This is a genomic window from Pseudomonas sp. AC239, assembly GCF_979258545.1.
The window spans coordinates 156,957-171,509 of sequence record NZ_OZ409864.1 but is presented as its reverse complement, the minus strand read 5'-3'; the positions used below and the strand labels follow the sequence as shown (position 1 = coordinate 171,509).

Annotated in this window: 14 protein-coding genes; 6 read left to right on the top strand and 8 right to left on the bottom strand. The window is 56.3% G+C overall.

Annotated elements, in window-relative coordinates; all coding sequences use genetic code 11:
- Nucleotides 1-39: 39 nt before the first annotated feature.
- Complete coding sequence (locus ACZ0AZ_RS00790; protein WP_129997338.1) at nucleotides 40-1,263, top strand: glycosyltransferase family protein; 1,224 nt, start codon at nucleotides 40-42, stop codon at nucleotides 1,261-1,263.
- Nucleotides 1,260-2,645, top strand: coding sequence for a glycosyltransferase family 4 protein (locus ACZ0AZ_RS00785; RefSeq protein ID WP_129997337.1), 1,386 nt, complete (start codon nucleotides 1,260-1,262; stop codon nucleotides 2,643-2,645). Before ACZ0AZ_RS00790 ends, ACZ0AZ_RS00785 begins: the two co-directional genes overlap by 4 nt.
- Before the next feature lie 48 nt (nucleotides 2,646-2,693).
- Here the strand turns inward: ACZ0AZ_RS00785 and ACZ0AZ_RS00780 are convergent, their stop codons facing one another.
- The 8 genes from ACZ0AZ_RS00780 to ACZ0AZ_RS00745 all read right to left on the bottom strand — a co-directional run bounded on the left by ACZ0AZ_RS00780 (nucleotide 2,694) and on the right by ACZ0AZ_RS00745 (nucleotide 9,924).
- Nucleotides 2,694-3,995, bottom strand: a complete 1,302-nt coding sequence (locus tag ACZ0AZ_RS00780) for a glycosyltransferase (protein ID WP_129997336.1) — start codon at nucleotides 3,993-3,995, stop codon at nucleotides 2,694-2,696.
- A complete protein-coding gene (locus ACZ0AZ_RS00775) occupies nucleotides 3,992-5,005 on the bottom strand; it encodes a glycosyltransferase family 4 protein (RefSeq protein WP_463538556.1) in 1,014 nt (337 codons plus the stop codon). The genes ACZ0AZ_RS00780 and ACZ0AZ_RS00775 overlap by 4 nt, the downstream gene beginning before the upstream one ends.
- Nucleotides 5,006-5,025: 20 nt before the next feature.
- A complete protein-coding gene (locus ACZ0AZ_RS00770) occupies nucleotides 5,026-5,901 on the bottom strand; it encodes a glycosyltransferase family 4 protein (RefSeq protein WP_430981866.1) in 876 nt (291 codons plus the stop codon).
- Between the two features lie 158 nt (nucleotides 5,902-6,059).
- On the bottom strand, nucleotides 6,060-7,163 hold the full coding sequence (locus ACZ0AZ_RS00765; protein WP_129997333.1) for a DegT/DnrJ/EryC1/StrS family aminotransferase: 1,104 nt from the start codon (nucleotides 7,161-7,163) through the stop codon (nucleotides 6,060-6,062).
- 10 nt (nucleotides 7,164-7,173) lie between these two features.
- The gene (locus ACZ0AZ_RS00760; RefSeq protein ID WP_039760012.1) at nucleotides 7,174-7,803 is read right to left on the bottom strand and encodes an acetyltransferase; all 630 of its coding nucleotides are present in this window, start codon (nucleotides 7,801-7,803) and stop codon (nucleotides 7,174-7,176) included.
- Nucleotides 7,793-8,338 (bottom strand): hypothetical protein, encoded by a 546-nt coding sequence (locus tag ACZ0AZ_RS00755; RefSeq protein WP_129997332.1) that lies wholly within the window; start codon nucleotides 8,336-8,338, stop codon nucleotides 7,793-7,795. The genes ACZ0AZ_RS00760 and ACZ0AZ_RS00755 overlap by 11 nt, the downstream gene beginning before the upstream one ends.
- 5 nt (nucleotides 8,339-8,343) lie before the next feature.
- Nucleotides 8,344-9,087: an ABC transporter ATP-binding protein gene (locus tag ACZ0AZ_RS00750; protein ID WP_039760008.1), complete on the bottom strand. Its 744-nt coding sequence runs from the start codon at nucleotides 9,085-9,087 to the stop codon at nucleotides 8,344-8,346.
- Between the two features lie 12 nt (nucleotides 9,088-9,099).
- A complete protein-coding gene (locus ACZ0AZ_RS00745) occupies nucleotides 9,100-9,924 on the bottom strand; it encodes an ABC transporter permease (protein ID WP_227972800.1) in 825 nt (274 codons plus the stop codon).
- Nucleotides 9,925-10,279: 355 nt separating this feature from the next.
- Here ACZ0AZ_RS00745 and gmd point away from each other — a divergent pair, with 355 nt between their 5' ends.
- The 4 genes from gmd to ACZ0AZ_RS00725 are packed head-to-tail and all read left to right on the top strand — an operon-like array spanning nucleotide 10,280 to nucleotide 14,489.
- The gene (gmd, locus tag ACZ0AZ_RS00740; protein WP_039760002.1) at nucleotides 10,280-11,311 is read left to right on the top strand and encodes a GDP-mannose 4,6-dehydratase; all 1,032 of its coding nucleotides are present in this window, start codon (nucleotides 10,280-10,282) and stop codon (nucleotides 11,309-11,311) included.
- Entirely contained in the window at nucleotides 11,311-12,207 is an 897-nt protein-coding gene (locus tag ACZ0AZ_RS00735; protein WP_039759999.1) for a GDP-mannose 4,6-dehydratase, read from the top strand. The genes gmd and ACZ0AZ_RS00735 overlap by 1 nt, the downstream gene beginning before the upstream one ends.
- A complete protein-coding gene (locus ACZ0AZ_RS00730) occupies nucleotides 12,208-13,353 on the top strand; it encodes a glycosyltransferase family 4 protein (RefSeq protein WP_039759996.1) in 1,146 nt (381 codons plus the stop codon). It abuts the gene before it with no gap.
- Entirely contained in the window at nucleotides 13,350-14,489 is a 1,140-nt protein-coding gene (locus tag ACZ0AZ_RS00725) for a glycosyltransferase family 4 protein (protein WP_129997331.1), read from the top strand. The genes ACZ0AZ_RS00730 and ACZ0AZ_RS00725 overlap by 4 nt, the downstream gene beginning before the upstream one ends.
- The last annotated feature ends 64 nt before the right edge of the window (nucleotides 14,490-14,553 follow it).

Sequence of the window (14,553 nt, the reverse complement as noted above, 5' to 3'; positions counted from 1 at the left end):
GGCGCGGGTTGCGAAATATCATTTCTATAGGTTGCCATTTTGAAAACGGTTTTATTGTTAAGCACGTACCCGATTGCCAGTCCCCGTCACGGCGGACAGGTCCGGGTCGCCAACATCGCCAAGACCTTTCGCGAAAATGGTTGGGATGTAACTCATCTGGCTGTATATGAGCCGGAAGGTTATCCGCCATCTACCCTGGGTGCCAACGATGTCAGCTTTCCGGCTGGCAGCGACTTCAGGAAATACAAGGGCACGTATGTGCCACTGATCAACGATTTGCTGTCCGGGGAATTCGCAGCGTCGGAGCAGGGCGGTTTCGCTGACATTCTCAAGAAACTGCCGCCAGTGATCGACGTGATTCATGTCGAGCAGCCATGGCTATGGCCGCTGGTGCTGAAGATCCGCCAGATGCCGCAATACGCCAATGCGTGCCTAATCTACGGCTCGCAGAACATCGAAGCTCCGCTGAAGCAGGAGATTCTCGACAGCTATGGCATCAAGGGCGCCGAATCGGTGATCGCCGACATCGAGACGCTCGAGCGCAAGGCAACGCTGGAAGCAGATATTGCCGTGGCGGTAACCCAGGCCGATTTCGATATTCTCAAGGTCTGGGGCGCGAAAAGACCGCTGCTGGCGTCCAACGGTATCGCGCCATGGTCGGCCAGGGCGGAGTTGCTCGCCAGTTGGAAAGAGCGGCTGCCGCAGTCGCCCTGGATTCTCTATGTTGCCAGTGCCCATCCGCCCAATTTCAAGGGTTTCAATGATTGCCTCGGCAGTTCTCTGGCGTGCATTCCTCCGGACAGCAAACTGGTGGTGGTCGGCAGTGTATGTGAGCACCTCGAAACCACACTTCGCGACAGTCGCTGGGGACAACTGAACCTGTCGCGCCTGCAACTGCTGTACATGCTGCCGGACGAAGATCTGGACGCCGTCAAGACACTTGCGCACGCATTTCTGTTACCGATCCCTCACGGTGGCGGCTCGAATATCAAAACCGCAGAAGCCATTTACTCTGGCAAGTACGTCATCGGCACCGAAGCGGCATTTCGTGGTTTCGAACAGCATCTTCTGCTTCCCGAGATCAGTGTTGCGCGTACGCCCCACGAGTTTCATGCGGCAATCCGCGCGCGTCTCACCGGGCCTGCGATGATCAGTGGTGACGGCCCGGACAGAGCATCGCGTGAGCCATTGACGTGGGCTCGGAGTCTGGAATCAATTCCGCGTACAGCGGCAGACGTTATCGTTCAGAAGGCGCAAGCATGACCACCTGGTTTGATGTAACAACCATTCTTGGCTGGCGTCGGCCAGCCGTAGGCATTATTCGTACCGAGGCCGAGGCTGCGGCCCATGCGCTCGAACTGATCGCGGCGGGGGAAGAGGTGAAGTTCTGCTTCTTCAGTCATGCCACCGGATACAGCGCGATCGATGCGACCGACGTGGCAAAAACCCTGAAGAGAATTTCCGGGGTTCACGCGGCAGCGCCAGGCCGGGCAATTGCCGGCACTACCAATAAACGTTCGATAGAGGCGCGCCTGAAAGAAAAGGCGACCAAGGTACTGAACCGCCTGCCTCCCAAGTTGAGCGGGCGTATCTATCAGTTTTTCCAGCTGCGCCGTACCTCCATCGTGGAAGCGGTGATCGGCGTCCGCCATTTGATTTCGGCCGCACGGGCTTTTTTCAAACCGGCCCAGCGCAGCCATGTATTCAATCCTGCGTCACGCAAAGTGCACAGTGGCGGCCATCCCTTTGCCAAAGGTGACAGCTACATATCGGTGGGGCTGGACTGGGACAATAAAGACCTTGTGCATCTCTATGAGTTGAAGAAGCAGGTCGGTTTGCGCGTCATTCTCTTCTGCTACGACGTGATTCCGGTGAGGCTGCCACATTTGTGTGTGGGTGATGTTGCGGCCAAGTTTGCCAATTACTTTGCTGACGTCGCTTGGTGCGCGGACAAGATCCTGTGCATTTCCGAATGCACGCGCAAGGATCTGATCGCGTTGCTCGATGAATTGGGTGCGCCGGTTCCTGAAACGGCGGTGGTCAAGTTGGGCTGCCAGCTATCTCACGAGTTGAGCGACGCCGTCAGCCCTGACGTCGAAACATTGTTGAAAGAGCGTTTCGTCCTGTTCGTTTCCACGATCGAGCGCCGCAAGAACCATGAGGTGCTTTACCGCGCCTATACCCGCCTGATCGATAGCGGTGTTCAGGATCTGCCTAAACTGGTCTTTGTCGGAATGCCGGGTTGGGGCGTGGGTGACTTGTTATCGGACATCTCGCTTGATCCGAGAACTCAGGATTACATACGCATTCTCAATAACGTGTCGGACTCAGACCTCATGCACTTGTACCGCAACTGCATGATGACTGCGTTCCCGTCATTGTATGAAGGGTGGGGACTGCCTGTTGCCGAAAGTCTGGCTGCCGGCAAGTACTGCCTGGCCTCCAATGCGGCTTCGATTCCGGAAGTAGGCGGGCAGCTGCTGGACTACCTGGAGCCATGGGATGTGTCGGCTTGGGTGGCTGAACTGCACAAGTATGCGTTCGATCCGCTGGCGCTGGCGGCCAAGGAAGCGGCGATCAAACGTGATTACAAACCCGTTGCCTGGAAAGAGACGGCGCAGTTTGTTTTCGATAGCCTGAAGTAACGATTACAGCATGCGGTGGATCAGGGTCGATCCACCGCATGCTGGTATTCAGGCAATCGTATTGGTGTTGAACAGATTCAGCGACTTGAGAATCTCGGGCGTACCGAGCAATTCGGGGCTTGCTGACCATTTCTCGATGATGGTCGCAAAATGGTCGACCGCTGAAATGATGACCTTCGCCCGAAGCGCGACAGGCACCGCCTGCACAAGTTTGTGGGCGTAGTTCTCGGCCGTGAATGTCTCCTGTGCCCACGTTTGCGCCTGCTTGCCGATATCGATCGCCGCGGAGGGGCTGCTGCGCAGTGATAGAAGGATCTTCTTCAGATCTTCTATTTCCCTTTCAGGCGATACCTTCAATACGTACTGATCGGGCAGTTCGCTGTAAAAGCCGGTGTCGGTAACGATGGTGGCTTTACCGTACAGCATCGCTTCAATCGCAGAGGCCGAAGCCGCTTCGAGGCTGGGCCAGCGCAGGCAACTGATAACGTCAGCTTCGCGAATGGCCTCTGACAACGCGGCGTCATCGACTTCGTTGGAAATAATCAGCTCGACCCCGGCTTTGGCGGCCATTTCGGACAATTTCCGTTCGACATCCGGAAGAATCGCCCCCACCAGACGGTAACTCACGTTCTTTCGAAGTGAGGCGTTGCTGGCAATGGCCTTGATGCAACTTTCCACGCGTTTGTTGGGGTTGACGTGGCCAATGGTCAACAACCGCAACTTGCGATTGTCATTTTGTACCGGTTGCCCGGCGACAGTCCCGGGAGCGTCGTAGGCCAGCGGCGTCACAAAAACCGGACCCGCGCACGCGGCCATTACCCGCTTGCATCCCCAGTTGCTATGGGTAATCACGCCGGTGGCCATCGAACTGATCCATTCGGTCAGCGGTGCGGTTTCTCGCGTCGAGTTGATGAAGGTCGTGCTGTCGCTGACGTTGAAGTAGTCGCTGGCGATTCTGCGTCCGTACCACTGCGTCAGGATGTGATGGGCCTCATCGCGCCGTTGCTGCGCCCAACCCCAGAAAAGATGGCCGAGGAAGAAGTCATGCAGGCAGACGATGCCCGGGGCTTTGTGAAGCCAGGCTACGCCACCTTCGTGAAACTCGTAGTTGTCGCCGATCTGGTAGACGAGGCAGTCAGCGTCCGCCACTTCGGTGCCAACCCGCTCTTCATCCGTCCAGGCAATGACGGTGCAACCGAAGTCATGAGCCTCTTTGTCGAGAACATGCGGGCTTTCAGTGCGCACCAGCACAATGTGGTGCTGCTGACTGAGCAGGGCGCGAACCACGAGACGAGTCATCCTTCCGATGGCGGAGGATTTGACGCCGGGGGTAAAAATGACCAGTTTCATTTAAGTAGCGCCTCTATGGTCTCGGGCCAGTTGATGCCCAGGGTGTTCCACAGCGCCTCCGCGCCTTCGCCGTACTCGATGGTTCGGGTTTTGCTTTCAAATGCCGCATTCATCGCTTCTGCCAGACTTTCTGCAGTGGGTTCTGCCCGCCATCCGGACTCCTGCGGATTGACCAGGCCCAGGATGCCACCGCTGTCCGTCGTCGTGATCAGTGCTTTGCGCGCAGTGGCGGCTTCCATCGCGACGTAACCCAGGGAGTCTTCATCGAACGGAATGTAAGCAACCGCGAGTGCACGATTGACATAATTGACGTAGGTGGAGCGAGGCAGGAATCCAAGGTCAAGTTTGACGCGGTCATGCAGGCCGAACTCATTGATGATCGAATGCAATTGCAGCGTGTCGGCGTGCGACTCGGGAGGCCCGGCAATGACCAGCTTGACCCGTTTGTCGGCTTTGGCAAGTGCTCGCAGCAGCAAGTGCTGACGCTTCATGCCGTTGACGCGTCCGCCGGCAAATATGTAATCGTCATATTCACCGCCGGTGAATGCTTCAGGATCGTTTACGGGCGGTAACAACACCTGCGAGTCGAAGCCGTTGTATTTGAACAACCGCTGTCTGGTCACTTCGGAGTTGGTGTAGATGTTGCGGCTCTCCGCGAAAGTTTCGTTGTCCGCGTTGATAATGGCGTTGCGAATGTCGCTGCCGCTCTTGTCTGCCGGCAGGTTGGTCTGGCCGACGTCGTAAAGGTCGTAGGCCTGACGATACTGGTGCAGCAGCCACAGTGATTTGCGGTGGTGGCGAACCAGGTACGCCGGGAATTTCAAGGCGATGACGTGATCGGTATTGAAGATTTCCAGCGTGCGGGTCAGCAGCATCTGGGAGGGGATGCGCGATGCCGGTTCCCACTGAGCCGGGATGCGCATGACTTCGGCGTCGTGACCGGCCATGAGCAGGTTTCTTTGCAGATTGACCGCCAGTTCTTCGGCGCCGCCCCAGATGAACGGAGCCATGTTGTTCACAATCAGGACTTTCATGCCAACAGACGCTCCAGCACATGTGACCAGGAAATTTTCAAGTCAACCAGGCGCTGCCGGGCATTCTTGCCCATGGCTTCGGTCAGACTTCGATCCCGGTAGAGTTTGTCCATCGCAGCGGCCAGAGACTCTGGAGTCGGCTCGGCGATATAGCCGTTATAGCCATCCTGAACCAATTCCAGAACGCCACCCGAGTCGGTAGTGGTTAGGATCGGTTTTTCCGCGTGACTGGCTTCGAGGCTGGGGTAGCCGTAGGAGTCTTCATCGACCGGAAGGTAGGCGGCAGCTAGGCAAACTGACAGCTGCGCGACCTTTTCTTCTTCAGTGATCCAGCGATCATCCAGGGTCACTCGGTCCGAAAGGCCGTACTCTTCGATTTTTTCGCGCAGGGCGATGCCGTAGTCTGGACCCGCGCCCGTTCCCAGCAACCGCAGGCGGACCGGCGTCGTCGTATAGTTCAGTGCGTCGATCAGCAGGTGTTGGCGCTTGTGATGTTCGAGGCGGCAGATGTAAGCGATTTCATCGTTGTAGCCAGCGCAAAAAAAACGCTCCGATTCGAAGACCGGAGGGTAAAGCACCTCGCTATCGAAGTCGTTGTAGGTCTTGAGTCGCTTGGATACGACCTTCGAATTGGTGAAGATCGCCTTTGCTTCGCCCAGGGCTCGGGTATCGGCATCCATCAGCGCATCGCGAATTGCGCGATGCTTGGCATTGTCCGGGAAATCGCGGTACGGGCTGTCCCACATATCGTAGAACGCACGAATGTGATGGATGAACCAGAGGATCTTGTGCGGATGGGGAATCAGGTGCGACTGTGGCCGGAAACATATCACCCGGTCAGCGCTCTGCAGATCGACCCAACGCAACGCCATCATCTGTTGAAACAACAGATCCGGCGCATCCAGTTCGGGCAAGTAGACGACTTCGACCTGATGGCCGGCTGCCGTCAGCATGGAGGCCAGCCAGTCGACGATATTCCTTCCGCCCCCTCTGATGAAGGGCACGAATGTGGAGCAAAGGGCGATTTTCATCAGTCGGCCAGGACCTCACGCAGGCTGGCTGCAATTCTGATGATGTCATCCTGAGTCAGGTCCTGATGCGTCGGCAAATTGATGCCCCGTCCCGACCACAAGTCTGCAACAGGGTAGGTACTGTCCTCCTTGTACGGTGGCAGCACGTGCATTGGGTAGAAGACCGGGCGGGTTTCGATACCCATGGCATCAAGCTTTTGCATGACTTCGTCACGTTTGTGCTCGTCGCCATCGCTCAGGAAGATGTTGTACATCCAGAAAACCTGTTTGGCCCAGGAGGCCTCGGTCGGCAACACGATTTTGCCAGCCAGGTCGGCCAGCGCTTCGTTATACCAGCCAGCGAGCCGATCACGATCTGCCAGGGCAGTATCAATGTTTTCCATCTGCGCCAGACCGATCGCTGCCTGAATGTTGGTCATGCGGTAGTTGTAGCCGACCACTGGAAACCAGTAACGACGCTTCGGGTCCATGCCCTGACCACGGAACAGGCGCAGTTTCGCCGCCAGCTCATCATCGTTGGTGGTAATCATGCCGCCTTCACCAGTGGTGACGATCTTGTTGCCAAAAAAACTGAAGGTTGCGCACGTGCCGAGGCTGCCAACCTTGCTGCCCTTGACCTCGGCGCCATGGGCTTCGGCCGCGTCTTCCACCACCCACAGGTTGTGTTTGCGGGCGATTTCGTTGACGACATCCATTTGCGCAGGGTGACCGTACAGGTGCACCGGGATGATGCCTTTGGTCTTCGCGGTGATCTTGCTTTCGATGGTCTGCGGATCGATGTTCATCGTATCGGCGCAAACGTCCACCAATACAGGCGTCGCTCCGCAGTAGCGCACGGCATTGGCGGTGGCAATGTAGGTCACTGTCGGAATGATGACTTCATCGCCCGGTTGCAGGTCGAGCACGACCAATGCCAAGTGCAGTGCAGTGGTGCCGTTGTTGGTCGCGATCGCGTGCTTGACGCCGCAGAATGCTGCGAAGCTTTCTTCGAAGGCGCCGATGTATTTGCCGTTCGAGGAAATCCAGTTGGTATCCAGGCAATCCAGCACATACTTACGTTCGTTTCCGGCAAGCTTCGGTTGTGCAACAGAAATACGATTCATGCTTGTTCCTTCAAATTTTGTGTAGAACTTTGGCTGGCACGCCTACGACTGTGGTTGCCGACCCGATGTTCGAAATGACGACGCTGCCGGCACCTACCATCACCGACTCACCAATATGAACCTCGGGGATGATTTTGCTGCCGACACCGATAAAGCTGAGCTTGCCCACATGCACATTGCCCGCCAGCGCGCATTGCGGAGCGATATGGACCGCCTCGCCAATCACGCAATCGTGATCGATAGTGGCGCCGGTATTGACGATGCACAGGTCCGAAATTTTCGCCTCGGCATTGATAACGGCGCCGGCCATGACGGCGATTCCCCTCCCCAAATTAGCTGAAGGTGATACCACTGCTGCCGGACTGATCGCATTGACCAGGCCAAACCCCAGCTGGGTCGCCTTTGCGGCCAGCTTGTTTCGCACCGAATTGGAGCCGATCGCGATGAATGCCTTTTCGTAGCCATCATTGCGAAGCGCCGCGAGGTGTTCGTCATTTTTAAGTACGGGAACCCCCAGGCAGGTATCCGGACTGTCCGGATTACCTACGCAGTAAGCGACGCTATCGCCTTGGGCTCGCAGCAATTCGATACACACCTTGGCGTGCCCGCCGGCACCGACGACGATCACTTCACTTTTCATGCACCTTCACCTCTGGCTTGTCGAGGAGCGGCCGTGGCTCGCCCTGAGGCGAATCGACAGCCGGTTGACGGTCGACGCCCGGACATTTCTGTTCGATACGGTCCAGTTGTTGTTGCAGACTTTCCAGCGAGTGCTGGCCGGAAAAGATTTTTTGCGACAGTCGGGTCTGGATCTTCGCCGAGTTCGCCAGGCGCTGAAATTCGAGAACGATCTGCTGGTGCTGCTGGTACTGAATCTTCTGCAGCTTGGTGAACTCTTCCAGCATTTCCTGGCGGAGGGTGGAGGTGAAGTAGTTGCGCAGGCGGAACAATAGTGGACGGGTGACCGGTCGGGCCGCTCTGACAAGGCGATGCGCAATACGCACAAGCGCCTGTTTCGTATAGTGGCGTACGATCAGTTTCATGCCTGGCTTGGTCGCGACAACCTCCGCCGGGACATCAGCCCCCGTTTCAATGAGGTTCTTGGCGTGCAGGCGGCTGGAGGCCAGCGTGAAAGCCACCTGTATATCCACGCCGTTGCGCTTAATGCTGTTCATCTGCCTCAAGCTCCGAAATAAGCTGCGGTGACCGTCGCCGGGTCGCCATCCATTTTTATTTTCCCGTGCTCCAGCCACAGCACTCGATTACAGGTGTGCATGACGAGTTCGCGCGAGTGGCTGGCAATCACCAGGATATTGGTCGATTTCACCAGCTCGTTCATGCGGATTTCGGCTTTGTGCTTGAAGCCTTCATCGCCCACCGAAAGCCATTCGTCCATCAACAGGATTTCCGGTTTTATCGTCGTCGAAACCGCAAACGCCAGACGCAAGTGCATCCCTGACGAATAAGTGCGGATCGGCATGTCGACAAAATCACCAAGCTCGGAGAATTCGATGATCTCGTCGAGCTTTTCGGCGATCTCCGACTTGGTCATGCCAAGAATGCCGCCGCGCAGGAAAATGTTTTCCCGGCCGGTCGCTTCCGGATCCGTACCCAGTGATATGTCGATCAACGAGCCGATTTCTCCCTTGATCACGGCGGTGCCGGAGGAAGGTTCGTACACGCTGCTGAGCAAGCGCAGCAGCGTGCTCTTGCCGGCGCCGTTGTGTCCAAGGAGGCCGACCCGATCCCCGTCGCGGAGCGTGAAAGTCAGGTCTTCGAGAGCTCTGACAATCACTCGGCCCTGTTGATCCGCACCTAACTGACCGCCGGTAGCCACTTGCATCAGACGCTTTTTCAGCGAGCGTCCGTTCGCGTTATAGATCGGAAAATCTACACAGACATTTTTGAATTCGATCAAGGACATTAGTCGTTCTTCTCAGAGCCAGTATGCGATGCGGCGCTTGTAACGGCCGTAAACCACGAGCGCGAAAGCCCAGCCGACGACGGCCATGCCCAGGGAAACCCACCAGTTGGTAGCGGTGGGCAACTGCCCGATCAGCGGGGATCGAACCACCGACATGACATGGTAGGCCGGGTTCAGATCGAGCAGGTACAGACCTGCCCGTTGCGGCAGCAAGCTTGGCATCCACATGATTGGCGTGAGGTAAAACACGACTTGCAACAAACTTCCGACAATCTGGGGCAGATCACGGTAGCGCGCACACAGAATGCCCAGCAGAAGGGCGATCCAGGTCAAGTTGAGCAGTGCCAGGAAAAAACCCGGAATGCTGATCAGGGCCAACCAGGTCAGCGGTTTGCCGACGGCCAGCAGTACCAGTGGAAAGATCACGATGTTGTGACCCAGAATCAGGATGTTGCGCCAGATCATGCGCATGATGTGGGCAAACAGGGGGATCGGTAATTGCTTGATGATGCCTTCGGCGGCAATGAACCCGGTGCAGCCTTCGGTGATCACCGTGGACATGAAGCTCCAGAGAATCATGCCGATCGCGAGAAAAGGCAGGAATTCCTGAATCGGAGAATTGAAAATCTGACCGAAAACCACACCGATGGTGGCGATCATGACGCCCATGCTGATAGTCAGCCAGAACGGTCCGAGTGCCGACCTTCTATAGCGCTGGCGAACGTCCTGCCAGCCTAGCATCCCTACTAAAGCGTACCGTCTCGTCGCGGCGATGATGTCCGACACGGCGATACTTACTGAACCATTGCGCATTAATAGCACCAGATTGTTGATCAAAAAAACACGCCATTTTAGGCTTGGGTGCGGGGAGTGTCACTCTTTCTGAGTTATTTCTTTATTGCCTGTCGCACGAGCTGGAGGATTTCGATCAGTAGCAGCAACTTCTTGATTTATTTATCCGTGTAGGCGTGGCAGGGATCGGGCAGAATGCAATCCTCGACACGCGGAGGAAGGTCATGGGCTGCTGGCATAATGATCCTGTTACGCCTGGCGAACAGCTTTGGTATCGTCGTTCCGAGCCGCATTCTGTATGATCTGCAAGATTTCATGGCTCTTCGACTTAGAGCTCAATGGGCGCACATGACACAACGGAGCCTGGCAAAGGCTCTCTAATGGAGTTTAGAGGATTCGCATGAAAGCTATCGTTACCGGCATTACTGGGCAAGACGGCGCCTATCTGGCGGAATTGCTGCTGGAAAAGGGTTATACGGTGTACGGCACCTACCGTCGAACCAGTTCTGTCAACTTCTGGCGCATTGAGGAGCTGGGTATTGAAAAGCATCCCAATCTGCATCTGGTCGAGTACGACCTGACCGATCTGTCGGCCAGCATCCGTCTGCTTCAGACCACTGAAGCGACTGAGGTTTACAACCTTGCAGCCCAGAGTTTCGTTGGCGTGTCATTCGATCAGCCTCTGACTACCGGTGACATTACCGGCATGGGGTGTGTGAACCTTCTGGAAGCGATCCGGATCGTCAATCCGAAAGTGCGTTTCTACCAGGCATCGACTTCCGAGATGTTCGGCAAGGTGCAGGCGATCCCCCAGATCGAAAGCACACCTTTCTACCCGCGCAGTCCTTACGGCGTTGCCAAACTGTACGCGCACTGGATGACCATCAACTACCGCGAGTCCTACAACATCTTTGCCACCAGCGGCATTTTGTTCAACCACGAGTCGCCACTGCGCGGACGCGAGTTCGTTACCCGCAAGATCACCGACTCTGTGGCGAAGATCAAGCTGGGCCTGCTCGACAAGATGGAACTCGGCAATCTGGACGCCAAGCGTGACTGGGGCTTTGCGAAAGAGTACGTCGAAGGCATGTGGCGCATGCTGCAGGCAGACGAGCCGGATACTTTTGTACTTGCGACCAACCGTACCGAAACCGTGCGCGATTTCGTCACCATGGCCTTCAAGGCTGTCGGGATCGATCTGGCCTGGAGCGGTGCGGCTGAAGACGAGAAGGGCACAGACCTGGCGACTGGCAAGGTGTTGGTCACGATCAACCCGAAATTCTACCGCCCTACCGAAGTCGAGCTGTTGATCGGCAACCCTGCCAAAGCCAAAGCGGCGCTGGGCTGGGAGCCAAAAACCACGCTTGAAGAGCTGTGCCGCATGATGGTCGAGGCGGATCTGCGTCGAAATGAGAAAGGGTTTTCGTTCTGATGAGTATTGCCGGTAAGCGCGCGTTGATCACAGGTATTCAAGGTTTCACCGGGCGGTACATGGCTGCTGAGCTCAAGGCCGGTGGCTATGAAGTGATAGGGATGGGTACACAACCGTCGGATGAACCTGGCTATTATCAGGTTGATCTGGCTGACGGTTCTGCCTTGCGCGAGTTACTGGCAACTATTCAACCCGACGTGGTAATTCATCTGGCTGCACTCGCCTTTGTGGCTCACGGTGCGGCCGATACGTTCTACCGCGTCAATCTCATCGGCACCCGTCACCTGCTGGAAGCCGTCGCAGCTTGTGGCAAGGTGCCGGACTGCGTGCTGCTGGCAAGCAGTGCCAATGTCTATGGCAATGCTTCGGCGGGGTTGCTCAGTGAAACCACGCCGCCAGCGCCGGCCAACGATTACGCAGTCAGCAAACTGGCCATGGAATACATGGCCAGTCTTTGGCATAACCGCTTGCCGATAGTGGTGACGCGTCCTTTCAATTACACCGGTGTCGGCCAGGCCGAGAGCTTTCTGCTGCCGAAGATCGTCGCTCATTTCCGGCAACGTGCGGACAAGATCGAGCTGGGCAATCTCGATGTATCTCGCGACTTCAGTGATGTGCGTGCAGTGGTCAAGGCTTATCGCGGTTTGATCGAGGCGCGGCCTGTTGGCCAGACGGTCAATGTGAGTTCGGGCAAGAGTCATTCCCTGCGTGAAGTGATCGACATGTGTTCGGCTATCACGGGGCATCAGCTTGCAGTCGAAGTGAACCCGGCGTTCGTCCGAGCCAACGAAGTCAAAATTCTCTGCGGCGACAATACCCGTCTTTGTGAGCTGGTTCAGGGCTGGGATACGCCAAGACTGGAAGAAACTCTGAGCTGGATGCTTGCGGCGGAATAAATGAAGCTAGTTCTTTCAGTTGAACCGATCCGCTTTCCGCTGACTGGCATCGGTCGCTATACCTATGAACTTGCGCTGAGACTTCAGCAAAGTCCCGAAATTACCGACCTGCAATTTTTTGCCGGTCGACGTTTTCTGCCTGAACTTCCCACAGCTTCCAATGAGTCCGGCAGTGGTTACGGCTTGAAGCGTGCGGTGCAGAAGAACTTTTTGGCAGTGGAAGCTTATCGGCTGTTGATGCCGATGTTGCGCAAGGCTGCCCTGAAAGGGCATGGGGATTTTCTTTACCACAGCCCCAATTATTATCTGCCGCCTTTTGCCGGGCGCAGCGTGGCAACGTTTCACGATCTGTCGCCCTTCACCTGGGCGCATTGTCACGCGCCGCAGTTAGTCCGTTATCTGCAAAAAGAGCTGAAAACCACACTGGTCAGGGCCGATGCTTTGATCACTGATTCGGAATTCACGCGACAGGAACTGGCCAGCTATTTTTCATGGCCCATCGAACGAATCCATACTGTGCCGCTGGCCAGCTCTCCGGAGTTCTTTCCTCGCGCGCCGCATGAGCTTCGCGATGTGCTTGCACGCCATGGCTTGAAGCCCGATGGCTACACGCTTTTTGTCGGTACGATCGAGCCACGCAAGAACATCGAGACCTTGCTCGCCGCCTATGGTCGATTGCCCCTTGCATTGCGAACCCGTTGGCCGTTGATCCTTACCGGGTATCACGGTTGGCGCAACGACGCGATTCACGAGAAGCTCGAAAGCGCCAGGCGTGAAGGCTGGGCGCATTATCTCGGATTCGTTCCCAGCGCAGACTTGCCCCTGCTGTTTGCCGGCGCACGTCTGTTCGCGTTTCCGTCGCTTTATGAAGGTTTCGGTCTACCGGTTCTGGAAGCCATGAGCTCCGGGGTGCCGGTGGTCTGCTCCAATAGCTCCTCGCTGCCCGAGGTGGCGGGTGATGCTGCGCTGATGTGCGCCGCGCTGGACGTAGAAGCGCTGACCGGTCTTATCGAGCGCGGGCTGACCGATCAGTGTTGGCGCGATGCCGCGGTCATCAAGGGAATGAAGCACGCGCAAGGCTTTTCCTGGGAGCGTTGTGCTCGAGAAACCCTGCAGGTCTACCAAAAGGTTATCGACGTCAAATGATCAAGGTTCTGCACTTCTTCAAAACCTATTACCCGGAAACGATGGGCGGGATCGAGCAGGTCATTTTCCAGATAGCCCAAGGCGGCGCGGAACACGGGTTTTGCTCGGAAGTGCTGTACCTCAGTGAACGGGGCGCTGCTCGTAATGAAACAGTGGGTAATCACCTGACCCATCGCTCGAGGCTGGATATGCATGTTGCCTCGACGGGATTCTCTCTGTCCGCGTTCAAGGATTTTTCGCAATTGGCCAAAGAGGCTGATGTGGTGCATTACCACTTCCCCTGGCCTTATATGGACCTGGTCCATTTTGCGACTCGGCATGGCAAACCCTCGGTACTCAGTTATCACTCCGATATCGTCAAGCAAAAGACACTGCTCAAGTTGTATCAGCCACTGATGAATCGCTTTCTCTCCAGCGTGGATTGTATCGTGGCGTCTTCACCTAACTACGCACAAAGCAGTCCGGTGCTGTCACGGTTCCGCGACAAGGTCGAAATCATTCCTTATGGGTTGGACAGGGCTACCTATCCGGTCGTCCCCGAAACCAGGCTTGATTTCTGGCGGAGCAGGGTGGGTTCTAAGTTCTTCCTGTTCGTCGGTGCCTTGCGATATTACAAGGGGCTCGATTACTTGCTGGATGCGGCAAAGATCAGCGGTTTGCCAGTGGTGATCCTCGGGGGCGGGCATCAGGAGTCCGAACTAAAAGAGCAGGCTGCGCGGCTCGGCCTTGCCAATGTGCATTTTCTGGGAGGCTTGGGTGATGAGGACAAGGCTGCGCTGTTGACGCTGTGTTATGCCTTTGTGTTTCCATCACACTTGCGTTCGGAGTCATTTGGCATTTCGCTGCTCGAGGCGGCGATGTACGGCAAACCGCTCATTTCCTGTGAAATCGGCTCGGGTACGACCTTTATCAATATCGCCGGTGAAACCGGGCTCGTGGTCGCTCCGCGCAGCTCTGACGGATTGGCTGAGGCAATGAATCGGCTTTGGCATGATACCCCGTTGGCTCTGCAGATGGGGCGTCGAGCACTGCAGCGATATGAAAGCGTCTTTGCAGCTGAAAACATGGTGAAGGCCTACGCCGCTGTCTACCGCAAAGTCATCAAGGCTTCTGCGCCCCACGTGATTGAGCGCTGACTGTCTCCCAGATAGCAGCATCACAGGCGTCCAGGATTTTCGAACGCCTGTTTCCGCTACTTGC

Bases quoted from the DNA above. Each gene is read 5' to 3' on its own strand.
- ACZ0AZ_RS00785 (WP_129997337.1), top strand. From the start codon at position 1,260: ATGACCACCTGGTTTGATGTAACAACCATTCTTGGCTGGCGTCGGCCA.
- ACZ0AZ_RS00780 (WP_129997336.1), bottom strand. From the start codon at position 3,995: ATGAAACTGGTCATTTTTACCCCCGGCGTCAAATCCTCCGCCATCGGA.
- ACZ0AZ_RS00775 (WP_463538556.1), bottom strand. From the start codon at position 5,005: ATGGCTCCGTTCATCTGGGGCGGCGCCGAAGAACTGGCGGTCAATCTG.
- ACZ0AZ_RS00770 (WP_430981866.1), bottom strand. From the start codon at position 5,901: ATGGCGTTGCGTTGGGTCGATCTGCAGAGCGCTGACCGGGTGATATGT.
- ACZ0AZ_RS00765 (WP_129997333.1), bottom strand. From the start codon at position 7,163: ATGAATCGTATTTCTGTTGCACAACCGAAGCTTGCCGGAAACGAACGT.
- ACZ0AZ_RS00760 (WP_039760012.1), bottom strand. From the start codon at position 7,803: ATGAAAAGTGAAGTGATCGTCGTCGGTGCCGGCGGGCACGCCAAGGTG.
- ACZ0AZ_RS00755 (WP_129997332.1), bottom strand. From the start codon at position 8,338: ATGAACAGCATTAAGCGCAACGGCGTGGATATACAGGTGGCTTTCACG.
- ACZ0AZ_RS00750 (WP_039760008.1), bottom strand. From the start codon at position 9,087: ATGTCCTTGATCGAATTCAAAAATGTCTGTGTAGATTTTCCGATCTAT.
- gmd (WP_039760002.1), top strand. From the start codon at position 10,280: ATGAAAGCTATCGTTACCGGCATTACTGGGCAAGACGGCGCCTATCTG.
- ACZ0AZ_RS00735 (WP_039759999.1), top strand. From the start codon at position 11,311: ATGAGTATTGCCGGTAAGCGCGCGTTGATCACAGGTATTCAAGGTTTC.
- ACZ0AZ_RS00730 (WP_039759996.1), top strand. From the start codon at position 12,208: ATGAAGCTAGTTCTTTCAGTTGAACCGATCCGCTTTCCGCTGACTGGC.
- ACZ0AZ_RS00725 (WP_129997331.1), top strand. From the start codon at position 13,350: ATGATCAAGGTTCTGCACTTCTTCAAAACCTATTACCCGGAAACGATG.